This is a genomic window from Streptomyces sp. NPDC028991 (assembly GCF_055564775.1).
On record NZ_JBVHVP010000007.1, the window covers coordinates 297461 to 324280 of the forward strand.

A 26820-nucleotide genomic window follows, 5' to 3' on the forward strand; every position below is an offset into this window, starting at 1 on the left:
CGCCTCCTAGCGGCGGATGCGGGTCATCTTCGGGTCGAACAGCGGCTCGTCGGCGACGGTGGCGGGCACCTTCTCGCCGAAGTACTCCACGTGCACGCCGGTGCCGGCGGCCAGACCGGCCGGGAGCCAGGCGTACGCGACGCAGCGGCCGAGCGTGTAGCCGTACGCGGCGCTGGTCACGTAACCGGAGGGCGCGCCGTCCACGTGGACGGGTTCCTTGCCCAGGACCACGGCGGCCGGGTCGTCGAGGAGGAGGGGCGTGAGGCGCCGGGCCGGTTCGCCCGCGCGCGCCAGCGCGGCCCTGCCGACGAAGTCCGCCTTGTCCCCGCGGACCGCGAAACCGACGCCCGCCTCGTACGGGTCGTGCTCGTCGGTCATGTCGATGCCCCAGGCCCGGTACCCCTTCTCCAGCCGCAGCGAGTTGAAGGCCGATCGCCCGGCCGCGATCACGCCCAGGTCCCGGCCGGCCTCCCACAGCGTGTCCCAGAGCCTCAGCCCCAGGTCGGCGGTGGTGTACAGCTCCCAGCCGAGTTCACCGACGTAGCTCAGGCGCATGGCCGTGACGGGTACGTGGCCGATGTACGTCTCCTTGGCGCGGAAGTAGCCGAACGCCTCGTGCGAGAAGTCGTCCGGTGTCAGCGGCTGGACGAGGTCGCGGGCGAGCGGGCCCCAGACACCGATGCAGCAGGTGCCGGAGGTGATGTCCCCGACGTGGACACCGTCGGGCGCGTGGCGCAGCAGGTGGTCGAGGTCGGCGGGGGAGTTGGCGCCGACCTGGAAGCGGTCGGGGGCGAGGCGGGCCACGGTGAGGTCGGAGCGGATGCCCCCGCTCTCGTCGAGGAGGAGCGTGTAGGTGACCGCGCCGGGCTTCTTGCGGAGGTTGTTGGTGGTCATGCGGTCGAGGAAGTCGAGGGCCCCGGGGCCGGTGACCTCCAGGCGGCGCAGCGGGGTCATGTCGTACAGGGCGACCTTCTCGCGGGTGGCCAGTGCCTCGGCCGCCGCGACGGGGGACCAGTGACGGGCCGACCAGGCGTCGCGGTCGGGGAGGCGCAGGCCCTCCACGAGTCCGGCGTTGGCCTCGTACCAGTGCGGGCGCTCCCAGCCGCCGCCCTCCAGGAAGTACGCGCCGAGCTGCCGCTGGCGTGCGTGGAAGGGGCTCACCCTGAGCGGGCGTGGACGCTCCATCGGCTGGAGGGGGTGGAGGACGTCGTAGACCTCGACGAACTGCTGTGAGCCCCGTTCACGGATGTAAGCCGGTGAACGCTGCGCTTCCTCGAAGCGCGTGAGGTCGCACTCGTGCACGTCGAGCGACGGGCGCCCGTTCACCATCCACTCGGCGACGGCCTTGGCGACACCGGCCGAGTGGGTGACCCAGACGGCCTCCGCCAGCCAGAAGCCGCGCAGCGTGCGGGACTCGCCGAGGACCGGCATGCCGTCCGGCGTGAAGGAGAAGACGCCGTTGAAGCCAGACTCGATCTCCGCAGCGCGCAGGGCGGGCATCAGCCGTCGGCAGTCCTCCCAGCTCGGCGCCCAGTCGCCCGGGGTGAAGGGGTAGGAGGAGGGCATCTCCATGTTCCGGTCACGGGCCTCGTCGTAGGCGGGGACGGCGAACGGGTCCACGGGCAGCGGGCGGTGGGCGTAGGAGCCGATGCCGAGGCGGTCGGTGTGCTCACGGAAGTACAGGTCGCGGTCCTGGAACCGGAGGATCGGTTTCGAGGCCTCCGCGGTGGCGTCGCTCAGCTCCCGCAGCGGTCCGGTCCGCGCGTACTGGTGGGCGAGGGGTTGCAGGGGCACGTCGACCCCGGCCATGCGGCCGACGACCGGGCCCCAGAATCCGGCCGCGGAGACCACGTGGTCGGCGGGGAAGGCGCCCCGGTCGGTGACCACCCCCGTGACCCTGCCGTCCCGCCGCTCGATGCCGGTGACCGTGTGCCGGTCCAGGAAGCGGGCGCCCCGCGCGGTGGCTCGGCCGAGCTGGGCGCGGGACGCGTGCAGGGCGCGGGCCAGGCCGTCCTCGGGCGTGTGGAAGCCGCCGAGCACCACCGACTCGTCGAGGAGCGGCCAGAGTTGCTTGCAGCGGGCGGGGCCGACGATCTCGCCGCGCAGGCCCCAGGCGGCGGCGTGACCGGCCCTGCGGTGCAGGTCGGCGAGGCGCTGCGGGGTGGTGGCCAGCTCCAGGCCGCCGACCGGCTGGAAGCACGGCACGCCGTCGGATTCGAGGGAGGCGAACTTCTCGACGGTGTACTGGGCGAACTCCGTGAGCGTCTTGGACGGGCTGGTCCGGAAGACGAGGCCGGGCGCGTGCGAGGTGGAGCCGCCGGGGGCGGGCAGGGAGCCTTGTTCGAGGACGGTGACGTCGCTCCAGCCACGCGCGGTCAGCTCGTCGGCGAGCGAGCAGCCGACGATGCCGGCGCCGATGACGACCACGCGGGGGGAGGGGCGGGAGCGGTGGGAGCGGTGGGCGGCGTGGGTACTCACAGGACCACCACCGAGCGGAGTACCTCGCCGCGGTGCATCTTGGCGAACGCCTCCTCCACCCGGTCCAGCGAGGTCGTCTCCGAGACGAAGGCGCCCAGGTCCAGCAGCCCGTAGAGGTACTGGTCGACGAGGAACGGGAAGTCGCGGCTCGGCAGACAGTCGCCGTACCAGGACGACTTGACGGCGCCGCCGCGTGAGAAGACGTCGATGAGCGGCAGTTCGACCGTCGTATCCGGCGTGGGCACGCCCACCTGGACCAGCACGCCCGCGTGGTCGCGCATGTAGAAGGCCTGGCGGAAGGTCTCCGGGTGCCCCACCGCGTCGATCGCGATGTCCACGCCGTGGCCGTCGGTCAGGGCGCGGACCGCCTCGACGGGGTCCGTGCCACGGGAGTCGACGGTGTGCGTGGCCCCGAATCGCTCCGCCCGGTCCAGCTTCCCGCCGTCCACGTCGACCGCGATGATCTTCATGGCGCCGTTGAGGGCGGCTCCCGCGATGGCCGCGTTGCCGACGCCGCCGCAGCCGATGACGGCGACCGAGTCGCCACGGCCCACGTTGCCCGTGTTGACGGCGGCGCCGTACCCGGCCATCACCCCGCAGCCGATCAGGCCGGCCGCCTCGGGGCGCGCGGCCGGGTCGACCTTCACCGCCTGGCCCGCCGCGACCAGCGTCTTCTCGGCGAAGGCGCCGATGCCGAGGGCGCTGGTCAGCGTCGTGCCGTCGAGCAGGGTCATCGGCTGGGCGGCGTTGCGGGAGTCGAAGCAGTACCAGGGGCGGCCACGCCGGCAGGAACGGCAGCCGCCGCAGGGCGCCCGCCAGGCCAGGACCACATAGTCGCCCTGCCGCAGATCGGTGACTCCCTCTCCGACCGCCTCGATCGTGCCGGCGGCCTCATGGCCGAGCAGGAAAGGGAAGTCGTCCGTGATAGCGCCCTCCCGGTAGTGCAGGTCCGTGTGGCAGACCCCGCAGGCCTGTACCGCGACGAGAACCTCGCCCGGTCCCGGGTCCGGCACGACGATCGTCTGCACCTCGACCGGTGCGCCCTTCTTCACAGCGACTACGGCACGGACCTCGTGTGACACGACAAGCTCCTCTGCTGTTGCGCATTGCACGATGGGTTGCGCTATGAGGAACATAGTGAGAACGCTGTCGAGCGGCCGTCAAGGGGTGCGGGCCAACCCTTGGCAAAGGAGCGAAGGGGGCGTCGAGGCCGGAATCCGCCGGGTACGCCAACGGCGCGGGGCCGGCCGAATCCCACTCGGATTCCCGGCCCCGCGCCGTTGGTTCGCCTCGCTCCGTCGCCGTGTCCGTCGTCGTGTACCGCGCCGCTGCCCGTGCCGTCGTGCTGTCCGCGCTGCCCGTGCCGTCGTGCTGTCCGCGCTGCCCGTGCCGGTGTGCTGCCTGTGCTGCGCGCGCCGGTGTGCCGTTTGCGCCGTTCTCGCCCGCTGCGCTCCTGGGCCTGCGCGTGGACCGCGCTCGGGAGGTGCGCCTGGCGCCTGGATCGTCCAGTGCCGCTGCGCCCCGCGCCGGGTCAGCAGCCGTAGCCCATGCGGCGGGACAGCTCGACCCCCGCCGCCAGTGTGCGCTTCGCCAGGTCCGGCAGCCGGTCCGGCGTCAGCCGGTACACCGGGCCGGAGACGCTGAGCGAGGCGATCACCTTGCCGTCGTGGGAACGGACGGGCGCCGCCACGGCCGCGAGCCCGATCTCCAGCTCCTCCTGCGTGATGGCGTAGCCCTGCTCGGCCACGGTCGCCAACTCGCCGCGCAGCACCGCCGCGCCGGTGACCGTGTGCTCGGTGAACCGGTGCAGCGGGCGGGCCAGCAGGCCCTCGCGCAGGGTGGCCGGCAGGTGGGCGAGGAGCACCTTGCCGCTGGCGGTGGCGTGCAGTGGAGTGCGCCGGCCGAGCCAGTTCTGCGCCGTCACGGATGCGGTGCCGCGGGCCTGCATGACGTTGACCGCCGCGTCGTCGTCCAGCACGGCGATGTTCGAGGTCTCGCCGAGTTCGTCGGCGAGTTCGCGGCAGACGGGCACGCCCTCCTGCGAGATGTCCAGACGCACTGCCGCCGCCCCCGCGAGGCGCAGTACGCCGGCACCCAGGTAGTACTTGCCGCGCTCCTTCTCCTGGGCCACCAGACCGCGGTTCTCCAGGACGCCGAGCAGCCGGAAGGCGGTGGACTTGTGCACGTCCAGCTCGTCGGCGATCTCGGTGACGCCGGCCTCCCCGTGCCGGGCCAGGATCTCCAGCACGCTCACGGCGCGGTCCACCGACTGCACGCCGCTCGTCGCTCCTCTGCCCACCTGCTTGTTCTCCACGCGTTCCTCACCATGGTCGGGCTGCTTCTGTGTGCGGGTCATGGCTCAACTCTCACTGCCTGGCGGTCCCGTTCGGACCGCGTCTGCGGGAAGCCCTTGACGTCACGGGCGCCCGCCCGGATTCTGTTGCGCATAGCGCTCTCCAGTGCGCCATGTGAAACATCATGTTACCGAAGCGTCCGGATCCCGGAAGGGTACGCGTTCCCGCACCCGTCGGGACACGTGTTCCGGACCGAGAGGGGGAGCCCATGATTTCCGTCTGCCGCCTCGAAGACCTCCCCAAGGGCGGGTCCGCCCGCGTCGGGACGACTCCGCCGATCGCCGTCTTCCACACCGACGACGGTGATCTCTACGCCATCGACGACACGTGCAGCCACCAGGACGCCTCTCTCTCCGAGGGCTGGCTGGAGGGCTGCCTGGTCGAATGCCCGCTGCACGCCGCGTCGTTCGATCTGCGGACGGGCCGGCCGACCTGCCTCCCGGCCCGCAGGTCCGTACGCACTCACCGCGTCACTGTCCACGAGGGTGTCGTGTACGTCCGTCTCGCCGCTGAGGAGGGGAGCGCCGCGTGAGGACCGTGACCGTCGTCGGAGCCTCGCTCTCCGGCCTGTACGCCGCCCGGGAACTGCGCGCCCAGGGGTTCGACGGCCGGCTGGTGATCGTCGGTGACGAACCCCACCGCCCCTACGACCGGCCTCCCCTCTCCAAGGACTTCCTCACCGGCCGGGCCGGGGAGGATCAACTGGCGCTCACCGACGCCGAGGAGACCGCCGGCCTGGACGCGGAGTGGCTGCTCGGCGTCCGTGCCCGCGGCCTGGACACCCGGGGCCGCACCGTGCTGCTCGACGACGGCCGCACGGTGTCCACCGACGGCGTCGTCGTCGCCACCGGTGCCTCGGCCCGGCGCCTCCCCGACGACGGCCGCACCGGCATCCACACCCTGCGCACCCTGGACGACGCCCGCGCCCTGCGCGCGGAACTCACCCGCGGTCCGCGCAGGGTCGTCGTGATCGGCGGCGGCTTCATCGGTGCGGAGACCGCCTCCTCGTGTGCCGCCCTCGGTCACACCGTCACCGTCGTCGAGGCCGCTCCGCTGCCGCTCGTGCCCCAGCTCGGCGCCGAGATGGCCGCCGTGTGCGCCACGCTGCACCGCCGCGGGGGTGCCGAACTCGTCACCGGTGCGTCCGTGGCCGCACTGCGCGGCACGGGCGCGGTCACCGCGGTGGAACTCTCCGACGGCCGTTCCCTGCCCGCGGACGTGGTGATCGTCGGCATCGGCGCCACGCCCAACACGGCTTGGCTGGCGGGCTCGGGGCTGGTTCTGAACGAAGGCGTTCTCTGCGACGACGGCTGTGTGACGTCCCTGCCTCGGGTGGTCGCCGTCGGTGACGTGGCCCGCGTCGGGGGCACGCGCGCGGAACACTGGACCTCCGCCACGGAGCAGCCCCGGGTCGCCGTGACCAACCTGCTCGCCGGGCGGACCGTGGAGTGCGCGGCGACGGTGCCGTACTTCTGGTCCGACCAGTACGGGGCCCGCCTCCAGTTCGCCGGCCGGCGCCGGGAGGGAGACACCGTCCGCATCGTCGAGGGCGGGATCGCCGACGGCGTACCGGCTGACGACGGCTTCCTCGCCCGCTACGAACGGAACGGCGGTATGACCGCGGTGCTCTCCATGGGCCGCCCGCGCTCCTTCATGCGGGCCCGACGGGAACTCGCCCGCGATACCGAGCTGACGCAGCCGGCGGGTGCTCGGGCGTAGGCGGCGGGTGACCGGGTGCGGCCGGCGGGTGAACGGGTGCGGTCGGCGGGTGACCGGGTGCGGTCGGCGTTGCCGTGAAGCGTGGCCGCTGTCGGAGCCCGACCAGTCGATCGACCACTCACCCGGTTCACCCGGTCGCTCACGAGTGCGACAACTGCCCCGCGCCGCCCCGCCGGCGTATCCGCTCCTGGGCCCGCTCCGCGGACCGGGCCTGCCGCCTGGCCCGGCGACGCTCGCGTCGCATGGCCCGCGCGGTGCTGCTCGGCATCGACACCACGCCGTGCCGCTGGTTCCAGACCTGCCGTGTCACCCAGACGTCCAGCACGCCCCATGTGGCCACCACCGTGCCCGCCACGCTGCCGATCACCATGGGGAACGCCAGCCAGGATCCCGCCATCGTGCACAGAAAGGCCACCATCGCCATGATCAGTGTCACGGCGACGACGAGCACCGCGCGCACGGCCGCCGTACGCACCGGGTCCGGGAGTCGACGTCGCCGCGCGGGCTCCTCCGTCCACAACGGCCGGTAGGCCGACTGCCGCTCCCGCGCTTCCCGCAGCTCCCGCGCTTCTTGCCGGTCCAACCGGTCCGGCCGCTCCGGCCGGTCCGACCGCTCCGACCGCTTGCGTGTCGGCGCGTCCGGTTCGGCCGCCGGAATGTCGCGATCCGGTGCCTCGGCGGCCGAGTCGGCCGTCAACCCGGCCGCACCGCCGTCCTCGGGCGCCCTGCGCCGCTCCGCCGTGCCCATCAACATGTCACTCCCCACCGCCAGCAGACAGCTCGCCCGTGCCCGAAGACACGGCTCCCCTCTGGCTGCCCGGCTTGCGCTGCTTTACGCCGCCCGGGGGCGGGATGCGGCTCCTGTGGCCGATTCCGTCACCATTTCCCGTGGTGTAGGACGAACGACGGGCCCTCAAGATTCCCGGAAATCCCGCACAGTCGAAAAATTTCGGCCATTCCACCCGCCACACCGGAAGGGTCGTCTTCCCCACCCGCCACCGGATCCCGGGAGGCAATCTCCCGCAATGACCGGACAACTGACCATCGACTGCCGCCGGTGCGGAGGTTCGGCCTCCGGACGGGTCTTCGAGTTACCTGAGCGTCAGTAGTAGGCTCGCGCCGTTTGTTGACGTACATGTGTACCCCCTGCCGGTGGGGGACGAGCTGGGGGAGGCCATGCGCTTTCGCGGGAAGTCGATCCGCCGGAAGATCGTGACGCTGCTTCTCGTGCCGCTGGTCTCCCTGACCGTGATCTGGGCCTTCGCCACGGTGCTCACGGGACGCGAGGCGGGTCGGCTGTTCAGCGTCTCGACCGTCGTCGAGGAGATCGGCTACCCGGTCGAGGACACCGTCCGTGTGCTCCAGCAGGAACGCCGCCAGACCCTCGTACACCTCGCCGACCCGCGCGCCTCCGACGGGCTCGCCGCCCTGGAGCGCAGCCGCACCGCCACCGACGAGGCGCTCTCCGAAATACGCCGCAACGCCGCGGACGCCGACGTACGCGACGCGCTGGGCCGGTCCGAGGAGGAGCGGCTCACCGCCGTACTGGACGCCTTCGACGGCATCGGCTCGCTGCGCCGCAGCGTCGAGGACGGCACCGTCGACCGGGCGCAGGCGCTCGGCCTCTACAACCGCCTGGTCGATCCGTGTCACGAACTGCTCGCCAACCTCCACGTCGTCGATGACGTGAACCTGGACAAGCAGTACCGCGCCCTCGTCAACGTCTCCCGGGCCCGTGAACTGCTCTCCCGCGAGGACGCCCTCCTCGGCTCCGCCCTGGTCACCGGACGGCTCACCCGCGGCGAGATACGGGACGTCTCCGACCTCGTGGCCCAGCGCACCATGATGTACGACATCAACCTTCCGCTGCTGCCGGCCGCTGAACGCGGGCGATACCGGAGCTTCTGGAAGAACGCCGCATCGGCCCCGCTGCGGGTCGCCGAGGAGGCGGCCGTCGCGGGCGAGGCCGGCCCGCCCCGAGGCGTCACCGCCAAGAGCTGGGACACCGCCGCCGGAAGCGTGCTCGACGAGCTCGGCGCCCTGGACGACCACGCCGCCGAGCGCTACCAGGACCGTGTCGACCCGGTCGCGACCAACACCATCGCCAAGGTGGTCGTCGCCGGTGCCCTCGGCCTGATCGCCCTGCTGTTCTCGCTCTTCCTGTCCGTACGCGTCGGCCGCTCCCTCATCCGCGACCTCCGGCAACTGCGCCTGGAGGCGCACGAGGCGTCCGGGGTCCGCCTGCCCAGCGTGATGCGCCGCCTGTCGGCGGGCGAGCAGGTGGACGTGGAGACCGAGGTGCCGCGCCTGGAATACGACAAGAACGAGATGGGCGAGGTCGGCCAGGCCCTCAACACCCTCCAGCGTGCCGCCGTGGAAGCCGCCGTCAAGCAGGCCGAACTCCGTGCCGGCGTCTCCGAGGTGTTCGTCAACCTCGCCCGCCGCAGCCAGGTGCTGTTGCACAAGCAGCTCACCCTGCTCGACACCATGGAGCGCCGCACCGAGGACACCGAGGAACTGGCCGACCTGTTCCGCCTCGACCACCTGACCACCCGTATGCGCCGGCACGCCGAGGGCCTGGTCATCCTCTCCGGCGCCGCACCGTCCAGGCAGTGGCGCAAGCCCGTCCAGCTCATGGACGTGGTCCGTGCCGCCGTCGCCGAGGTCGAGGACTACGAGCGCATCGAGGTCCGCCGGCTGCCCCGCATCGCCGTCACCGGACCGGCCGTCGCCGACCTCACCCACCTTGTGGCCGAGCTCCTCGAGAACGCCACGGTGTTCTCGCCGCCGCACACCGCCGTGCAGGTCGTGGGCGAGCGCGTGGCCAACGGTTTCACCCTGGAGATTCACGACCGCGGCCTAGGCATGGCGGCCGACGCCCTCCTCGACGCCAACCTCCGGCTCGCCGAGACCCCGGAGTTCGAGCTGTCCGACACCGACCGGCTCGGCCTCTTCGTCGTCAGCCGGCTCGCCCAGCGGCAGAACGTCCGGGTGTCCCTCCAGCCTTCCCCGTACGGCGGCACCACCGCGGTCGTCTTCGTCCCCGACGCACTGCTCACGGACGACGCCCCGGACACCAACGGCGTCGGCTTCCGCCTCGACCGTCCCCAGCACGTCAGGGAGAAGGAGCGGGAGGAGAGCCGCCGTTCCGCCCTCACCCATGTGCCCGCACGGATGCCGGGCCGCCCGGCACCGCTGCTGGACGGACCGGTCGAACTCGAGGCACCGGTCGACCTGGACGCCCTCGACGACCTGCCGGACGGGCTCGGCGACGAGGACGGCGAACGGGGCGGCCTGTTCCGCCCGCGCCGCTCCCTCGTGGCCGCCGACGACGAGGCGGACCCGCCGGTCGCGCTGCCCCTGCGCCGGGCCCCCAAGCTGGTCAGTTCGCACGGGCGTCCGGTCCCGGACCGGGCCGCCCGGGACGCCGCGGACGAGGAGCCTCCGGCAGGAGCCGGCCGTGCGGAGGGCAACGCGGGCCCGCAGGAACGGTCCGCCGAGCCGCCGGCCCTGCCCACCCGCCGCCGTCGCGAGGAACGTACCGACGGCCGTACCGACGGCCGTACCGGCGACCGAACCGACGGCCGTGGTGACGCCCGTACCGACCGTCGTGCCGGGGGCCGTGCGGAGGGCGGCACGCAGAACCGTGCCGAGGACGGTGACGCCGACCGCGCGGAGTCCGATGATTTGCCGTCGCTCCCGGCCCGCCGCCGGGGCGCGTCTCCCACGCCAGGGAACCCCGCGCGCGGGAACCCCGCGTCCGGCAACGGCGCGGACCGGCCGCGGCACGCCGACCGCGCACCCGGCAACCCGGGGAGCACCGCCGACGCCTCCGGACCCGGCACGGGCGCGCTGCCCCGGCGCGTACGACAGGCCAACCTGGCACCCCAGCTCAGGCAGAGCCCCGAACCACCCGCCGAGGACCGCGCCGACCCCACCGACCGGGACGCCGAGGAAGTACGCAGCCGTATGGCGTCGCTCCAGCGCGGCTGGCAGCGCGGCCGCAAGGAGAACGCCGCAGGCGACGACGCCCCCGGCGGCACAGCACCAAAAGCACCACAAGCACCACAAGCACCACGAGGAATGACTAAGGGGGACGGTCGATGACCGCACCGAAGGCGACCGGCCACACCGCGACCAGGTCCGGGGAGCTCAACTGGCTCCTCGACGACCTGGTGGACCGTGTCGCGAGCATCCGCAAAGCAGTCGTCCTGTCCGGCGACGGCCTGGCGACCGGGGCATCCAAGGACCTGACCAGGGAGGACAGCGAACACCTGGCCGCCGTGGCGTCCGGTTTCCACAGCCTCGCCAAGGGCGTGGGGCGTCACTTCGAGGCGGGCAGCGTCCGGCAGACGGTCGTCGAACTCGACGACGCCTTCCTGTTCGTCACGGCCGCCGGAGACGGCAGCTGCCTGGCCGTCCTGTCGGACGCCGACTCCGACGTCGGCCAGGTCGCCTACGAGATGACCCTCCTCGTCAAGCGGGTCGGCGTGCACCTGGGCACCGCCCCGCGCACCGATCTGCCTTCGGGCGGGTAAGTGGGATGACATGAGCGCAGACGGTCAGGGAAGAAACCACTGGTTCGACGACGAGGCCGGACCCGTCGTCCGTCCGTACGCGATGACGCGGGGCCGCACCACCAGTGCGGCCCAGCACCGCCTCGACCTGATCGCGGTGGTCGTCACGGAACCCCACGCGGACGATCCGGAGGCGGACGTCACGCTCGCCCCGGAACACGTGGACATCGTCGAACTGTGCCGGGACACCCCGCAGTCGGTCGCCGAGCTGGCCGCCGAACTCGACCTGCCCATCGGGGTCGTGCGGGTCCTGGTCGGTGACCTGGTGGATGTCGAACTCGTCCATGTGAACCGGCCCGTGCCCCCGGCCGAACTGCCGGACGAGAACATTCTGCGCGACGTGATCAGCGGGCTGAGGGCACTGTGAACCGGCCGCCTGAGACGGCGACGGCAAGTGGCACGAAAATCGGCACGGCAAGCGGCACGGCAAGCGGCACGGCAAGCGGCACGGCAAGCGGCACGGCAAGCGGCACGTTAAGTGGCACGTTAAGGAGAAGAGATCGATGATCTTCGGGCGTTCTCAGCGCGGCAAGCCGCCGGTCGAGCCCGTCACGCTCAAGATCCTGGTGGCCGGCGGCTTCGGCGTCGGCAAGACCACCCTCGTCGGCGCGGTCAGCGAGATCAGGCCGCTGCGCACCGAGGAACTGCTCACCGAGGCCGGGCGGCCGGTCGACGACGTCAGCGGTGTGGAGGGAAAGCACACCACCACGGTGGCCATGGACTTCGGGCGGATCACGCTGCGCGAGGACCTGGTGCTGTACCTGTTCGGCACGCCCGGCCAGGAGCGGTTCTGGTTCATGTGGGACGAGCTCTCCGAGGGCGCGCTCGGCGCCGTCGTCCTGGCCGACACCCGCCGCCTTGAGGACTGCTTCGCCGCCGTCGACTACTTCGAACGCCGCTCCATCCCGTTCCTGGTCGGCGTCAACTGCTTCCAGGGATCGGCCCGCTACCCCGCGGACACCGTCCGCCAGGCCCTCGACCTCGACGCCGACGTGCCCTTGGTGATGTGCGACGCCCGTGACCGGGAGTCGGTCAAGGAGGTACTCGTCGGCGTGGTCCAGCACGCCATGGCCCACGTGGCGGGCCGCCGCAGGGTCGTCGCCACCTGACGGCTCGGGGCACGGGAACGACATCCACGCGCGCGTGCCCCCGAGCCTGCCCGGCGCCTAACCGTCTCCGTCGCCGTCCTCCATCCAGCCGAAGCTCTTCTCCACCGCCCGGCGCCAGTTCCGGTACTCGCGGTCCCGAACCGACGTCTCCATGGCGGGGGCCCACTCGGCGTCCCGTCGCCAGTGCGTCTTCAGTTCGTCGAGGCCGTTCCACACGCCGGTGGCCAGTCCGGCCGCGTACGCGGCACCCAGGCAGGTCGTCTCGGAGACCCGGGGCCGGATCACCGGCACGCCCAGCACGTCCGCCTGGTGTTGCATCAGCAGGTTGTTCTTGGTCATGCCGCCGTCGACCTTCAGGGTCGTGATGCGTACCCCGGAGTCCTGGTACATGGCGTCCACGACCTCGCGCGTCTGCCAGCTCGTCGCCTCCAGCACCGCGCGCGCGAGATGCGCCTTGGTGACGTACCGGGTGAGTCCGGTGACGACCCCACGCGCGTCCGAGCGCCAGTACGGAGCGAACAGTCCGGAGAAGGCGGGCACGATGTACGCGCCTCCGTTGTCCGTCACGCTCGCCGCCAACGGCTCGATCTCGTCGGCGCTGCGGATGATGCCGAGCTGGTCCCGGAACCACTGGACCAGGGCCCCGGTGATGGCGATCGCCCCCTCCAGACAGTAGACGGGCGCCTCGTCACCGATCTTGTAGCCCATGGTGGTCAGCAGCCCGTTCTTCGACGGCACCGGCCGGTCGCCGGTGTTGAGCAGCAGGAAACTGCCCGTGCCGTACGTGTTCTTCGCCGTTCCCACGTCGTAACAGGCCTGCCCGAACACGGCCGCTTGCTGGTCGCCCAGGGCAGCGGCCACGGGTACGCCGGCGAGCTGGCCGACGGCGGCGCCGTACACCTCGGCGGAGGACCTGATCTCGGGGAGTACGGCTTCGGGGATGTCCATCGCCGACAGGATCGAGGGGTCCCACTGGAGGGACCGGAGATCCATCAGCATGGTGCGCCCGGCGTTGGTCACGTCGGTGACGTGCCGCCCGCCGTCGGTGCCGCCGGTGAGATTCCAGATCAGCCAGGAGTCGATGGTGCCGAAGGCGATCTCGCCGCGCTCGGCGCGGGCCCGTAGACCGGGCACGTTGTCGAGCAGCCAGGCCGCTTTGGGCCCGGAGAAGTAGCTGGCCAGCGGCAGACCGGTCTGCTCGCGGAAACGGTCCTGCCCGTCCGTGCCGCCCAACTGGCGGCACAGCGCGGACGTACGGGTGTCCTGCCACACGATGGCGTTGTGTACCGGCTTGCCGGTCGCCCGGTCCCACAGGACCGTCGTCTCGCGCTGGTTGGTGATGCCCAGCGCGCTGAGCCGGTCGGCGCGCAGCCCGGCCTTGGCGAGCGCCCCGGCGACCACGGCCTGCACCTTGGACCAGATCTCGGTGGCGTCGTGCTCCACCCACCCGGGCTTGGGAAAGATCTGGCGGTGCTCGCGCTGGTCGACGGCGACGATCGCGCCGTCCCGGTCGAAGATGATGCAGCGGCTCGAGGTGGTGCCCTGGTCGATCGCGGCGACGTACTTCGTGGAGTGGTCCGTCATGGCTACCCCTTGGGCTGGGTTCAGAGGACTGCGGAGACGACTGCGGAGACGACTGCGGAGATGACTGCGGAGTCGACGGCCCGGTGGCCGGACTGTTCAGAAGGCCACGTTGTAGACGAGCCCGGCGAGCGCTCCGCCGATCAGCGGGCCGACCACCGGGACCCAGGCGTAACCCCAGTCGGAGGTGCCCTTGTTCGGGATCGGCAGGAAGGTGTGCACGATGCGCGGGCCGAGGTCGCGCGTCGGGTTGATGGCGTAGCCGGTCGGCCCGCCGAGGGAGAGGCCGATGCCGACGACGAGCAGCGACACGATCAGAACCAGGGTCCCCGACTCGCCGAGCCCCTCGGTCAGCCCGAACGCGAGGATCGGCAGCACGAGCCCGACGGTCGCGATGATCTCGGTGACCAGGTTGGCGACCGGGTGCCGGATCTCCGGGATGGTGGAAAAGATCCCGAGGGTCGGAACCGGCTCGTCCGCCGTGCCCTCGGTGGTGCCGGTCTTGCGGACGTTGGCCTGGAACTGGGCGAAGTACGTGAGGTAGCACAGGACGGCACCGATCATCGCGCCGACGAACTGCCCCAGCACATAGACCCAGACCGTGCCCCACTCTCCGGTGTCGACGGCGATCCCGAGGGTGACGGCGGGATTGAGATGGCCACCGGAGAGCGGGGCGGCGGTGTACGCACCCGCCAGCACACCGAACCCCCAGCCGAACGCGATCACCACCCACCCCGACGCCCGCGCCTTGCTGTACCTCAGGGTCACGGCGGCGCAGACACCCGCGCCGAAGAGGATGAGGATCGCGGTACCGATGATCTCGCCGACGAAGATGTCTCCGTTGCTCATGGCGGCTCCTAGGCCCTGGCCCGGATCGGGCCCCGGTTCTCCCGTGCGAGGTGCGTCCCCCGGTGTCGTCCGCCGAGGGGCGTGAGTGACGAGCGTGCCGTAGCAGCCGAACCGCCCGTGGGGGAGTGGGCCTCGAAGCACAGGAGAGCCCGCGCGACGCAGTACCGGAATACGCCGAGATGTACGGCGATGTCGACTGACACCGGAAGTGTTCACCGGCGCCCAGGGAGCGTCAAGGTGGCCGACCGCAACGGTTCACGCCCCGCCGGGCGACCACCGACGCTCATGGCACCGCCGGTGTCCCGCCCGCCGGGCGACCACCGACGCTCGTGGCACCGCCGGCGGGGGACAACCGCCGGCCCTGCGGCACAGCGGGCGCCGGCCGACGACTGCTGCCGAGCCGCGTCCACCGGAACACGCATCGCCCGCGCGTGCCCGACGGGCCACTCCCTTGCCGAGCGCGTGCCCGGCGCCGCTCGTCCCGGGCCGGTCGCCTCGCGCCGGCAACGGAAGCCGGCCACACCCGCACGCGCCCGCCGACCTGGTCGACGGCAGCCGCATGCCGCGGGGATGGCAGCCGCATGCCGCGGGGATGGCAGGCGCACGCCGCGGGGATGGCGGACGCATGCCGCGGGGATGGCAGGCGCACGCCGCGGGGATGGCGGACGCACGCCGCAGGGACGGCGGCCGAGCCCCCGCCGTCGGCCCCGCCGAGGCGGCCCCTCTCACCCCGTCGTGGCCGTCGCCCGGTCCGAGCCGCGCCGGACCTGGTGTCCCGGCACCCCCGCCCGGCCCAGCACCCAACTCGCCCCGCGCAGCGCCTTCGCGGCCTTCTTCAGCGGAGCCAGACAGGCCGCCGCCTGCCGGTGGTCCGGCACACTGCCCGGTGGGCACAGGACCGTCGCCAACGACAGCGTCACCGGCCGCCCGCCGGCCGACCACGGCACGTCCAGCACGGAGGCGGCCAGCGGATCCAGCCCTTCCAGGTCGGTGAGCACCAGGAAGTCGTCACCGCCGATGTGACCCACGCGCGTGGACCCCGCCGCCGTCTGCGACAGCGCCCGCCCGACCGCCCGGATCAGCTCGTCGCCCGCCGCGAATCCGGCCCCGTCGTTGACCTGCTTGAAGTGATCCACATCGAGCCAGCTCAGCGCGAACGCCCGCCCGTCCGCGACCCGCCGGTCCACCTCGCCGGTGATCGCGTCCGAACCGGGCAGCCTGGTCAGCGGATTGAGCCCGGCCGCCTCCTCCACCCTGCTCTCGGCCAGCGCCCGTACGAGGTCCGCCAGCCGTACGACGCCCACACACCGCCCGTACGCGTCGACCACGGCCACGTCGTCCGACGTACGGCCCCGGCCGCCGACGGCCACCACGTCCAGCACCTCCCAGGCCGTCGCGTCGACTCCCACCGTCCGAGGCGGGTCGCCCAGCTTCGCGGCGGGTCGGTCGGCGTACAGGGCGTGGCCGTAGCGCCCCGACATCGACAGCAGGAAGCGGGAGCGGTGCACCGACCGCACGGGGACCCCGTTCCGGTCCACGAGGAGCACCCCGGACACGTCCGGCGACCCGGTCAGCAGTGCCCGCACCTGCCCGGCCGACGCGGTCGCGGGCAACAAGGCGGCCGGCCGCACGAACTGCCGTACCGAGGGCCCCGAGCGCGGCGCGGGTACGACGCCGGGGGAGCCGGGCGGAACGTACACGTCCGCCGCGGGCAGCCGTGCGGGCGGCGCGAACAGATCGCCCTGCGCCAACTGCGCCCCGGCCGCCCGCGCGGCAGCGCACTGCGACTCGGTCTCCACGCCCTCGACGGACAGCAGCGCTCCCAGGTCGTCGCACAGCACGCGCATCGCCCGTACGGCCGCCGGGCGCGCCAGCAGCGACGCGTCGAGCTTCACCAGCTCCGGTGCCAGATCCGTCAGCAGCCGCAGCGGAGCGTCCCCGTCCCCGACCCCGTCCGCACAGATCCGGAACCCCTGGCCCCGCAACGCGCTGACCGCCTCCAGCAGTGCCCGCCACGGCACATGCGTGTACGGCGGACAGACGTCGACCGTCACCTCCCAGGGCATCCGCCCCGCCTCCCGGACGGCGCCGTGCAGCCCTTGCAGGCCACCGAGGTCGGCGAGGGTGCCGGCGAACACGTTCACGTGCAGCGGCAGCAGCGTCTCCTTGGACACGGCCGCGCGGAACGCCGCCACCGCCAGCCGGCCGTCGAGTTCGGGATCCCGGCGAGCCTCGGCCAGGACGTCGCCCGTCTCCGGACGGGCGAGTATCTCCAGCGCCGCGACCCCGCCGGTCATCAGATTGACCACCGGTTGGAAGGCGAAGCGGAGAGTATCCGTCCAGGAGCGCACGGGAGCAGAATGGCGAAGCGCGCACCCACCCGGGCCCAGTTCACGCGACGTTCACGCAGGATTCCGACACGCCCCCGAGGCGTACGGACGGCGAGTCGCCGACGCGCCCACTTCCCCCGCGGAGTCCGTGCCTGATAAATGCAGGGAACATGACACGACTTTCCACCACGCTCCGCGGACTGGTCACCACGTTCGCGGCCCTCCTCGCCGTCACGGCCGTCCCCGCCACCGCCCAGGCCGAACCGGAGCCGAGGGCCCCGGAGGACTTCGTGGCCCTGCGAAGCGTCGCCCCGACGATCCTCCAGGAGATGCGCTACACCACACCGCACAACTTCGTAGGCGAACGCGTCGACGGCTACCGGCAACCCCTGTGCATCCTCACCCGTCCCGCCGCCGAAGCCCTGCACCGGGCACAGACCCGGCTGCTGCGCCAGGGCTACTCCCTGAAGGTGTACGACTGCTACCGGCCGCAACGCGCCGTCGACCACTTCGTCCGCTGGGCCGAAGACCTCGACGACCAGAGGATGAAGGCCGAGTTCTATCCCGAGGTCGACAAGACCCGTCTGTTCGCGGACGGTTACATCGCCGAGAAGTCCGGCCACAGCCGGGGTTCGACGGTGGATCTCACGATCGTCGAGCTCCCGGCGAGGCCCACCCGGCCCTACCACCCCGGGCAGCCCCTGGTGCCCTGCTTCGCACCCCAGGACGAGCGCTTCCCCGACAACTCCGTCGACATGGGCACCGGCTACGACTGCTTCGACACCCGCTCCCACACTCTCGACCCCCGCATCCAAGGCACCCAGCGAGCCAACCGGCTGCTCCTCAAGGACACCCTGGAGGACGTCGGCCTGGTGAACCTCCCCGAGGAATGGTGGCACTTCACCTACAAGCCCGAGCCCTACCCGGACACCTACTTCGACTTCCCCGTCTCCGCGAAGTCGCTCGCCGGCCGCCGCTGAGCCGCCCGCCGGAGCCGCCCCCTCCGCGATCGGATACAGTCCGCCGCGTGTCCGAAACCGAAACCTCCGTTCCCAACTCCACGCCGGACTCCCACTGTTCGAGCTGCGGAACGCCCTACGGAGAGGGCGCCTCCGGCTGGCCCCGCACCTGCCCCGGGTGCGGCACGGTGGCCTACCGCAACCCGCTGCCGGTAGCGGTCGCCCTCCAGCCCGTGTACGACACCCAGGGCACCGCCCTGGTCGTCATCACCCGTACCGTGTCCCCGGCGCGCGGGGGCGTCGCACTGCCCGGCGGCTACGTCGACGACCGGGAGGACTGGCGGCAGGCCGTCGTCCGCGAACTCAAGGAGGAGACGGGCATCGACGCGGCGAGCCGCGACGTACGCCTCGCCGACGCCATGAGCTCGCCCGACGGCCACCTGCTGCTCTTCGGGCTCCTCCCCGAGCGGTCGGCCGAGGGCCTCCCGCCGTCCACCGCCACGAACGAGACCGACGGATGGCACCTCCTTCGCAGGGCCGGGGAACTCGCCTTCCCCCTGCACACCCGGGCCGTCCGGGCCTGGTTCGAGGGCCGCTACATCTGAGCCGGGCGTGCCACGAGCCCGCGCACGCGGACCGGGCAGGACGGCTCGCCCACGCCGTCCTCGCCCTCCCGCTCCACGACCAACCGCTCGCCCTCCCAACGCGAGACGTACCGCTCGATCTCCGGTTCCACCCAGCCGTCGCCCGCGTCCTGCACGACCAGGCCGCCACCGGTCCGTCCCCGCGCCGGCGCCCACACCTCCAGCGCCGGCCCGCCGTCCTCCCCGCGTACCGGAAGCACGGCTCCCGCACGCGCGAACACCGGAATCCGCGACACAGGAGCATCGACGAGAACCTGCGCCGGCCCCTCGTACGCGCGCTCCGTCACCACGTCGTACCAGCGTCCGCGCGGCAACTGCACCGCCCGCCGGTCCGCCCCCGGGTCCAGCACCGGAGCCACCAGCAGGCAGTCGCCCAGCAGGAAGGCGTCCTCGCAGTCCCGCAACACCCGCTCCTCCGGCGTCGACCACCACAAGGGCCGCACATACGGCGCGCCCGTACGCCGGGCCAGGTGCGCCAGCGTCACGAAGTACGGCAGCAGCCGCCGCCGTTCGACGAGCACCACGCGCGCGTGCTCCAGCACCTCGCCACCGAACTCCCAAGGCTCCGGGTGCCCCGGCCCCGCGTGCGTGCGGAACAGCGGAAGATGGGCGGCCAGCTGCAACCACCGCAGATACAGCTCCGGCGACGGACTCCCGCCGGCCCCGCCGACGTCCGGCCCCGCGTACGGCACTCCGCACAGCCCGAGCCCCATCACCAGCGACAGCGACGCCCGCAGCCCCGGCCAGCCCGTGGCCACGTCGCCGGACCACGCGCCGCCGTAACGCTGCATTCCGGCCCACCCGGAGCGCGCGAGGACGAACGGCCGCTCCTCGGGCGCCAGACTCCGCAACCCCTCGTACCCGGCGCGGGCCATGCACAGCGCGTACACGTTGTGCGCCTCCCTGTGGTCACCGCCCCGCCCCTCCAGGAAGTGCCGGGCCGAACGCGGCAGCGTCGCCTCCCCGAACGCGGCGAACGAGGCGGGCTCGTCCAGGTCGTGCCAGAACCCCGCGAACCCCTGCCCGAGCCGCTCCTCGTAGAGCCCGCCCCACCACGCACGCGCACGCGCGTGCGTGAAGTCCGGAAAGACCACGTCCCCGGGCCGGCCCACCCCACGGACGACCGCTCCCGAGGGGTCCCGCACGAACACGTCCCCGTCCGTCCCGCCCGCGTAGACGCTGTTACCGGGCTCGACCGGGACCGCGGGACCGACGACCGACACCAGCCGGATCCCCTCCCGCCGCAGCTCCTCGGCAAGGACGGGCAGCTTCGGGAACCGCTCCTCGTCGACGGTGAACACCTGGTGGCCGTCGAGATGGCCGGTGTCCAGGTGAACGGCGTCGAGCGGCAGATCACGCTCCTGATGGCCGGCGACGATCCGCCGCACCTCCTGCTCGTCGCGCGGACCCGACCGCGCGTGATGGTGACCGAGCGCCCACGCCGGCGGCAGCGCGGGCGCCCCGGTCAGCGAGGCCCAGGCGAGCAGCACGCGCGCGGGAGTGCCCACCGTCACCCAGCACCGCAGCGGACCGCCGTCCATCCGCAGCACACTCCGCCCGGGCCGGTCGTGCCCGGACCCCGCCCCCTCCTCGCCCTCCCGCAACGCCACCGTGCCGTCCCACGAACTGTCGTGGAACACCAGATGCGTCCCCGCGTCGGCCACCACCAACTGCACCGGCATCGTGACGGACAACGGGTCGTCACCCGGAGCGAACGGCAGACCGGGGCCGGTGTTCCACAGCCGGTACGAACCCTTCCGCAACCGCGGCCCCGCGGCCCGCCCGCCCAGCCCGAAGAACCGGGCGTCCGCCGCGACCTCCGACCGCTGCGTCCAGCGCGCCGGACCGCCGCCGACCGGCTCCCACCAGCGCGGCGGCAACTCACGGCGCAGCACCACGCCCCCGGGCGTACGGACCTCGACCGCGCCGTGCCGGGAGACCGCCACCGTCGCCCGCTCGGCCACCACCCGCCAGCCGCCGTCCTTGTCCGGCTCCAGCACCGCCCGCGGATCCGGCTCCGGACAGCGGCCCGCCAACGCGTACGACGGCTCCGGACCGGCCCCGTCCCAGCCCCAGAACACGGCCCCGTTCACGGCGACGAGGACACGCAGCTCCGAACGGCTGAACCGGACGACACCGCCCCCGGGCCCCGGCTCCACGTCCTGCATGGGCCCCGGCACCCGCGCACGCTCCGCACCCCGCGGCGGCAGCCCCGCGGCGTCGGCCCGCCGTCTCCGCCACGCCGCCCGTACGGTACGCAACCCCTGCGTCGCCCCCGCAGAACCGACCGCCTTCATCGAACGCACCAGGTCACGACCGTCCATGCAGCTCACCCTGCCATCGACGACCTCCCGCGCGGGCGTCGTTCAACTGCCGTTCACCCGTGACGGGACCACATCTTCACGACACCGACTATGTGGGGCGCGCCCTGGTGCAGAAGACGATCACATGGCATCGTCCGTGTCAGCCGCGTCACGCGCACACCCCAGCCCGTGCGCGGAGGACGCACACGACGCGCACAGTCCGGGAGCCGCCCATGTCGACCGTGAACCCCCAGCCGCTCTGGCAGCCAGATCCGCAGCGCATCGACCAGGCCCGGATCACCAGGTTCCAGACCTGGGCCGCCGAGCACCACGGTGCCCCGGCCGAGGGCGGATACGCCGCCCTGCACCGCTGGTCCGTCGACGAGCCGGAAACCTTCTGGGAAGCCGTCACCGAATGGTTCGACGTCCGCTTCTCGACCCCCTGCACGCGCGTACTGGGCGACCGCTCGATGCCCGGCGCCCAGTGGTTCCCCGGCGCCACCCTCAACTACGCCGAGCACGCCCTGCGCGCGGCGGCCACCCGCGCGGACCAACCGGCCCTCCTGTACGTCGACGAGGCCCACGAACCGAGCCCCGTCACCTGGGCCGAGCTGCGCCGCCAGGTCGGCTCGCTCGCCGCCGAACTGCGCGCCCTCGGCGTACGCCCCGGCGACCGCGTCAGCGGCTACCTCCCGAACATTCCGCAGGCCGTGGTCGCCTTCCTCGCCACCGCCGCCGTGGGCGGCGTCTGGACCTCCTGCGCCCCCGACTTCGGCGCCCGCAGCGTTCTCGACCGCTTCCAGCAGGTCGAACCCGTCGTCCTGTTCACCGTCGACGGCTACCGCTACGGCGGCAAGGAACACGACCGCCGCGACACCGTCGCCGAACTGCGCCGCGAACTGCCCACCCTGCGCGCCGTCATCCACATCCCGCTCCTCGGCACCGGGGCCCCCGAGGGCGCGCTGGAATGGGCGACGCTGACGTCCGCCGACACGGACCCCGTCTTCGAGCAGGTGCCCTTCGACCACCCCCTGTGGGTGCTCTACTCCTCCGGCACCACCGGCCTGCCCAAGGCCATCGTCCAGTCCCAGGGCGGCATCCTAGTCGAGCACCTCAAACAGCTCGGCCTGCACTGCGACCTCGGCCCCGAGGACCGCTTCTTCTGGTACACGTCGACCGGCTGGATGATGTGGAACTTCCTCGTCTCCGGCCTGCTCACCGGCACCACGATCGTCCTCTACGACGGCAGCCCGGGCCACCCGGACACCGGTGCCCAGTGGCGTATCGCCGAACGCACCGGTGCCACCCTCTTCGGCACCTCCGCCGCCTACGTGATGGCCTGCCGCAAGGCCGGCGTGCACCCCGCCCGCGACCACGACCTCTCCCGGGTGCAGTGCGTCGCCACCACGGGTTCCCCGCTTCCGCCCGACGGGTTCCGCTGGCTGCACGACGAATTCGCGCAGAGCGGGGCGGACCTGTGGATCGCCTCCGTCAGCGGCGGCACCGACGTGTGCTCCTGCTTCGCGGGCGCGGTCCCCACCCTCCCGGTGTACATCGGTGAACTCCAGGCCCCCGGCCTGGGCACCGACCTGCAGTCCTGGGACCCGGGCGGCACCCCCCTGACCGACGAGGTCGGCGAACTCGTCGTCACCAACCCCATGCCCTCGATGCCGATCCGCTTCTGGAACGACCCCGACGGCAGCCGCTACCACGACAGCTACTTCGACACCTACCCCGGCGTCTGGCGGCACGGCGACTGGATCACCCTCACCTCCCGAGGATCCGTCGTCATCCACGGCCGTTCCGACTCCACCCTCAACCGGCAGGGCGTCCGCATGGGCTCGGCCGACATCTACGAGGCCGTCGAGCGGCTGCCGGAGATCAGGGAATCCCTCGTCATCGGCGTCGAACAGCCGGACGGCGGCTACTGGATGCCCCTGTTCGTGCATCTGGCCCCCGGAGCCGTCCTCGACGAGACCCTCCTGTCCCGCATCAAGCGGACCATCCGCGAACAGCTCTCCCCACGCCACGTCCCCGACGAGGTCATCGAAGTGCCCGGCATCCCGCACACCCTGACCGGCAAGCGCATCGAGGTCCCGGTCAAGCGCCTCCTCCAGGGCACTCCGCTGGAGAAGGCCGTCAACCCCGGCTCCATCGACGACCTCGACCTGCTCCACTTCTACGAGGACCTCGCCCGCAAACGCACCTGACCTGGCCCTCAACGCGCCGGCCGCCACGAATGGCGGCCGGCCCGCGGCGCCCGCCCCGCCGCCGTTGTCAGTGCCACCGGTTACTGTGAGTGAGCATTGATCGACTGCGCACAGGGGGAAACATGGCGCACACCGACCAGACCACGCGACGCGTCCTGCGCCGGGAAATCGCCGGCACCATCGGACTGCTCACCGACGAACACGACTTCCGCGCCATGCGGCGCTACCGCACCTTCACCTTCGACGACCACGCCGCCTACCTCCACCAAGTGGAGGCCCTGCTCAGGACACGCGCGTCCCAGGGCACCCACACCACGGTCGCCCTCTTCGACCCGGAGGAGTACGCCGACTTCTGCTCCGCCGCCGGCCTCGACCCCGACGCCCCCGCCAGCCGTTCCCGGTTCACCGCCGAGCTCGCCGCCGGCGGACCCACCGTCCCGTACGAGGGCCAGCCTCTCGCCGACCTCCTCCCGGCCCTCGTCGACGAGGCCGTCCGCCAGGCCACCCGGGAGTACGCGTCCAGCCTGCTCGCCCGCCTGGGCAGCTGCGCCACCTGCGGCGAGGACCTCGGCCGAGCCGCCTTTACCCGGGCCACGCGTCTCCTCCTCCGCATCCTCGAAACGGCCCCACCGGGAGACCGGCACCTGGTCTGCAGCGTCTCGGGCACTCCGGAAGCCCTCGTCTCCGTCCTGCACGCGGACGAGGACATCGACGGCGCCCCGCACGTCGACGAGGCCGAGGCGCTGGAATTCACCAGCGTCCTGGCCCTCGGCCTCGTCACCCACAGCCCCGGCGGCCTGGTCATGCGGGTCAGCGCCCCGGGCCGGGCCGACCGCATCCACGGCTGGCGCCTGCGGGGATACGGCCTCGAACCCCTCACCGCCGGTGAAGTCTTCGACGCCTACTGCACCGACGCCGAGTCAGGCGACCTCATCTCCCCTGAATCCAACGTCGACTACTGCGCGCCGCCCGACCTCGGAGACGACCACCTGCCACCGGGACACCACCACTGAACGCGTGCGGGGCGCCCCACCCGAAGATGGAACGCCCCGCACCGCAACGACGGACGGAAACCCCGCCCGGTCGTACCGTCCTACTCGCCGGACAGCACCGCCTGAGCGGCGTTCCGCGCCTCCTCGGCACTGTCCGCGGCCCGGGCGGCCGCCGCGGCACGCTCGCACTGTGCCAGCGTGAACTTCGCCAGCGTCGCCCGGACATAGGGAAGCGACGCCGCACCCATGGAGAGGGAGGTGACACCCAGACCGGTCAGCACACACGCCAGCAGCGGGTCCGACGCGGCCTCACCGCAGACACCACAGCTCTTGCCCTCGGCCTTCGCAGCCTCGGCGGACAGCGCGACCAGATCGAGCAGTGCCGGCTGCCACGGGTCCTGCAGCCGGGACACCGCGCCCACCTGACGGTCGGCGGCGAAGGTGTACTGCGCGAGGTCGTTCGTCCCCAGCGACAGGAATTCGACCTCCTGCAGCACCGAGCGCGCCCGCAGCGCGGCCGACGGGATCTCCACCATCGCGCCGAACTTCGCCCGCAGCCCGGCCTCCCGACATGCGTCCGCGAACGCCTTGGCATCGGCCCGGTCCGCCACCATCGGGGCCATCACCTCGAGGTAGACCGGCAGCCCCTCCGATGCCTTCGCCAGCGCCGTCAGCTGCGTACGCAGCACCTCCGGGTGGTCGAGCAGAGTCCGCAGCCCGCGCACGCCCAGCGCCGGGTTCGGCTCGTCGCCCGGCGTCAGGAAGTCCAGCGGCTTGTCCGCGCCCGCGTCCAGCACACGCACGACGACCCGGCCCTCGGGGAACGCCTCCAGCACCTGCCGGTAGGCGGAGACCTGCTTCTCCTCCGACGGCGCGTTCTCGCTGTCGTCGAGGAAGAGGAACTCGGTACGGAAGAGACCGACGCCCTCCGCCCCCGCCTGGACCGCCGCGGGCACGTCCGCGGGACCCCCGATGTTCGCGAGCAGTGGGACCTTGTGACCGTCCGAGGTCGCACCCGGCCCCGTCGACGCGGCCAGCGCCGCCTTGCGCTCGGCGGCCTCCGCCTCCAGCTGCCCCTTCTTCTCCTCGCTCGGGTTCACGAAGATCTCGCCGGTGCTGCCGTCCACGGCGACGACCGTGCCCTCGGGAAGCTCACCGGCGCCCGGAAGCGCCACCACGGCCGGTACGCCGAGCGCCCGCGCGAGGATCGCGCTGTGACTGGTCGGCCCACCCTCCTCGGTGACGAAGCCGAGGACCAGCGTCGGGTCCAGCAGGGCGGTGTCGGCGGGAGCCAGATCCCGCGCGATGAGAACGTACGGCTCGTCGCTGTCCGGAACGCCCGGCATCGGAACCCCGAGCAGACGGGCGACGATACGATTCCGCACGTCGTCGAGGTCGGCCACGCGGCCGGCCAGGTACTCACCCGCACCGGCCAGCAGGGCGCGGTACGCGGCGAAGGCGTCGTACACCGCGCGCTCGGCCGTGCTGCCGACGGCGATCCTCCGCTCCACGTCGGCCATCAGCTCGGGGTCCTGCGCCATCATGGCCTGAGCCTCGAGTACCGCCTGGGCCTCGCCCCCCGCCAGGTTGCCGCGCGCCATCAGATCGGCCGCCACAGCCTCCACCGCCTTACGGGCACGCCCCTGCTCGCGCTCCGCGTCCTCGGCCGGAATCTGCTTGGCCGGCGGCTCGAGCACCGCCGTCCCCATGTGCCGAACCTCGCCGATCGCCACTCCGTGGCTCACACCGACGCCTCGCAGCGTTGTCTCCATCTCACCCGTCCCGATAATGCGGCGGGTCCCGCCGCCGCGGTGGTTGTCCTGCCAGCCGTCACACGACGGCGCCGACGTCACTTCCAGAGGAAGAGACTCTCGCCGGCCTTCACCTCGCCGTCCTCACAGAGGTCGGTGAGAGCCTCGGCCGTCGCCTCGAGGGCCACGACCGGACAGACCGGCGACTTGCCCGCGGCCTCTACGGCGACCGGGTCCCAGCGCACCACGCCCTGCCCGCGCACGACCGTGTCGCCCTTGTTCACCAGCAGCTCGAAACCCTCGCCGTTGAGCTGCACGGTGTCGATGCCGAGATGAGTCAGTACGCCGTGCCCGCTCTCGTCGACCACGACGAAGGCGTGCGGGTGCAGAGAGACGATGACCCCGTCCACCGGGGCGACCGCCTCGGAAGGCTCCCGTACGGGGTCGATGGCGGTACCCGGGCCGACCATGGCCCCGGAGAAGACGGGATCGGGTACTGCTGCCAGTCCGATGGCACGTCCGGCGAGCGGGGACGAGACGGTGGTCATGGGAAGCCTCCCAGGGGCGGAGATGTATACGGGCCGTCACTGCCTGTCCCGGACGGCGCACTGTGCAGCAGGGTATGTCATAGGAAGTACCGGTTCCGCATGAGTGTTCCGATTAGAGGTCTAGACCACAGTCCTCACGGATTTGCACCCGTTCCGCGACTCCGTGTACAGTCGTTACTCCTGCCTGAGGTTGAGCGATGCGGAGCATGGCGTCCTCGCCCCGGCAGCACTCAACTCATCAGATCCTATCGCTGGATCGCCTCCTGCATGCCCGCAGGACGGTGGTCAGAAGCACCGGGAAAGCCTGATAGTGTTGGAAACACCGAAGGGAAGCGCCCGGAGGAAAGCCTGAGAGAGTCTCTCGGGTGAGTACAAAGGAAGCGTCCGTTCCTTGAGAACTCAACAGCGTGCCAAAA

Annotated in this window: 20 protein-coding genes; 10 read left to right on the forward strand and 10 right to left on the reverse strand. The window is 72.2% G+C overall.

The genetic code is table 11. From position 1 onward, the window contains the following. Window positions 1-6: 6 nt before the first annotated feature. The 3 genes from ACZ4V1_RS17940 to ACZ4V1_RS17950 form a co-directional block, all read right to left on the reverse strand. Entirely contained in the window at window positions 7-2478 is a 2472-nt protein-coding gene (locus tag ACZ4V1_RS17940; RefSeq protein WP_468336399.1) for a GcvT family protein, read from the reverse strand. Further along, the gene (locus tag ACZ4V1_RS17945) at window positions 2475-3560 is read right to left on the reverse strand and encodes an S-(hydroxymethyl)mycothiol dehydrogenase (protein WP_468336402.1); all 1086 of its coding nucleotides are present in this window, start codon (window positions 3558-3560) and stop codon (window positions 2475-2477) included. Before ACZ4V1_RS17945 ends, ACZ4V1_RS17940 begins: the two co-directional genes overlap by 4 nt. Before the next feature lie 449 nt (window positions 3561-4009). After that, window positions 4010-4834 (reverse strand): IclR family transcriptional regulator, encoded by an 825-nt coding sequence (locus ACZ4V1_RS17950; RefSeq protein WP_468336405.1) that lies wholly within the window; start codon window positions 4832-4834, stop codon window positions 4010-4012. A gap of 206 nt (window positions 4835-5040) precedes the next feature. Here ACZ4V1_RS17950 and ACZ4V1_RS17955 point away from each other — a divergent pair, with 206 nt between their 5' ends. Together ACZ4V1_RS17955 and ACZ4V1_RS17960 are read left to right on the forward strand one after the other, a co-directional pair. Continuing rightward, entirely contained in the window at window positions 5041-5364 is a 324-nt protein-coding gene (locus tag ACZ4V1_RS17955) for a bifunctional 3-phenylpropionate/cinnamic acid dioxygenase ferredoxin subunit (protein ID WP_468336408.1), read from the forward strand. After that, window positions 5361-6551: an NAD(P)/FAD-dependent oxidoreductase gene (locus ACZ4V1_RS17960; protein ID WP_468336411.1), complete on the forward strand. Its 1191-nt coding sequence runs from the start codon at window positions 5361-5363 to the stop codon at window positions 6549-6551. Before ACZ4V1_RS17955 ends, ACZ4V1_RS17960 begins: the two co-directional genes overlap by 4 nt. Window positions 6552-6690: 139 nt before the next feature. Here the strand turns inward: ACZ4V1_RS17960 and ACZ4V1_RS17965 are convergent, their stop codons facing one another. Next, window positions 6691-7305 carry a hypothetical protein gene (locus ACZ4V1_RS17965; RefSeq protein ID WP_468336414.1) on the reverse strand — a complete coding sequence of 205 codons (615 nt, stop codon included), beginning with the start codon at window positions 7303-7305 and terminating at the stop codon, window positions 6691-6693. Window positions 7306-7727: 422 nt separating this feature from the next. On the opposite strand from ACZ4V1_RS17965, the gene ACZ4V1_RS17970 reads away from it, so the two are divergent. The 4 genes from ACZ4V1_RS17970 (at window position 7728) to ACZ4V1_RS17985 (ending at window position 12237) form a co-directional block, all read left to right on the forward strand. Continuing rightward, the gene (locus ACZ4V1_RS17970; protein WP_468336491.1) at window positions 7728-10658 is read left to right on the forward strand and encodes a sensor histidine kinase; all 2931 of its coding nucleotides are present in this window, start codon (window positions 7728-7730) and stop codon (window positions 10656-10658) included. Then, window positions 10655-11089, forward strand: coding sequence for a roadblock/LC7 domain-containing protein (locus ACZ4V1_RS17975; RefSeq protein ID WP_468336417.1), 435 nt, complete (start codon window positions 10655-10657; stop codon window positions 11087-11089). The genes ACZ4V1_RS17970 and ACZ4V1_RS17975 overlap by 4 nt, the downstream gene beginning before the upstream one ends. A gap of 10 nt (window positions 11090-11099) precedes the next feature. After that, entirely contained in the window at window positions 11100-11495 is a 396-nt protein-coding gene (locus tag ACZ4V1_RS17980; protein ID WP_468336420.1) for a DUF742 domain-containing protein, read from the forward strand. A 136-nt stretch (window positions 11496-11631) separates the two neighbouring features. Continuing rightward, window positions 11632-12237: a GTP-binding protein gene (locus tag ACZ4V1_RS17985; protein WP_468336423.1), complete on the forward strand. Its 606-nt coding sequence runs from the start codon at window positions 11632-11634 to the stop codon at window positions 12235-12237. A gap of 57 nt (window positions 12238-12294) precedes the next feature. Here the strand turns inward: ACZ4V1_RS17985 and glpK are convergent, their stop codons facing one another. The 3 genes from glpK to ACZ4V1_RS18000 form a co-directional block, all read right to left on the reverse strand. Beyond that, window positions 12295-13821 carry a glycerol kinase GlpK gene (gene glpK, locus ACZ4V1_RS17990; RefSeq protein ID WP_468336426.1) on the reverse strand — a complete coding sequence of 509 codons (1527 nt, stop codon included), beginning with the start codon at window positions 13819-13821 and terminating at the stop codon, window positions 12295-12297. 96 nt (window positions 13822-13917) lie between these two features. Beyond that, the gene (locus ACZ4V1_RS17995; protein ID WP_468336429.1) at window positions 13918-14667 is read right to left on the reverse strand and encodes an MIP/aquaporin family protein; all 750 of its coding nucleotides are present in this window, start codon (window positions 14665-14667) and stop codon (window positions 13918-13920) included. A 725-nt stretch (window positions 14668-15392) separates the two neighbouring features. Beyond that, window positions 15393-17018, reverse strand: coding sequence for an EAL domain-containing protein (locus ACZ4V1_RS18000; protein ID WP_468336432.1), 1626 nt, complete (start codon window positions 17016-17018; stop codon window positions 15393-15395). Window positions 17019-17167: 149 nt separating this feature from the next. Between ACZ4V1_RS18000 and ACZ4V1_RS18005 the strand changes: the two genes are divergently transcribed. Together ACZ4V1_RS18005 and ACZ4V1_RS18010 are read left to right on the forward strand one after the other, a co-directional pair. After that, window positions 17168-17977, forward strand: a complete 810-nt coding sequence (locus ACZ4V1_RS18005; protein WP_468336435.1) for a M15 family metallopeptidase — start codon at window positions 17168-17170, stop codon at window positions 17975-17977. Window positions 17978-18024: 47 nt separating this feature from the next. Next, window positions 18025-18561, forward strand: coding sequence for an NUDIX domain-containing protein (locus ACZ4V1_RS18010; protein WP_468336438.1), 537 nt, complete (start codon window positions 18025-18027; stop codon window positions 18559-18561). On the opposite strand, the gene ACZ4V1_RS18015 is transcribed toward ACZ4V1_RS18010, so the two are convergent. Then, window positions 18552-20924: a glycoside hydrolase family 31 protein gene (locus tag ACZ4V1_RS18015; protein WP_468336441.1), complete on the reverse strand. Its 2373-nt coding sequence runs from the start codon at window positions 20922-20924 to the stop codon at window positions 18552-18554. The two genes, ACZ4V1_RS18010 and ACZ4V1_RS18015, sit on opposite strands and share 10 nt — an antisense overlap. 212 nt (window positions 20925-21136) lie before the next feature. Between ACZ4V1_RS18015 and ACZ4V1_RS18020 the strand changes: the two genes are divergently transcribed. Next, window positions 21137-23113 carry an acetoacetate--CoA ligase gene (locus ACZ4V1_RS18020; RefSeq protein WP_468336444.1) on the forward strand — a complete coding sequence of 659 codons (1977 nt, stop codon included), beginning with the start codon at window positions 21137-21139 and terminating at the stop codon, window positions 23111-23113. 122 nt (window positions 23114-23235) lie between these two features. After that, on the forward strand, window positions 23236-24126 hold the full coding sequence (locus tag ACZ4V1_RS18025; RefSeq protein WP_468336446.1) for a hypothetical protein: 891 nt from the start codon (window positions 23236-23238) through the stop codon (window positions 24124-24126). Between the two features lie 80 nt (window positions 24127-24206). Here ACZ4V1_RS18025 and ptsP read toward each other — a convergent pair whose 3' ends face one another. Together ptsP and ACZ4V1_RS18035 are read right to left on the reverse strand one after the other, a co-directional pair. Further along, on the reverse strand, window positions 24207-25877 hold the full coding sequence (gene ptsP, locus ACZ4V1_RS18030) for a phosphoenolpyruvate--protein phosphotransferase (protein WP_468336449.1): 1671 nt from the start codon (window positions 25875-25877) through the stop codon (window positions 24207-24209). 77 nt (window positions 25878-25954) lie between these two features. After that, window positions 25955-26404 (reverse strand): PTS sugar transporter subunit IIA, encoded by a 450-nt coding sequence (locus ACZ4V1_RS18035; protein ID WP_468336452.1) that lies wholly within the window; start codon window positions 26402-26404, stop codon window positions 25955-25957. Between the last annotated feature and the right edge of the window lie 416 nt (window positions 26405-26820).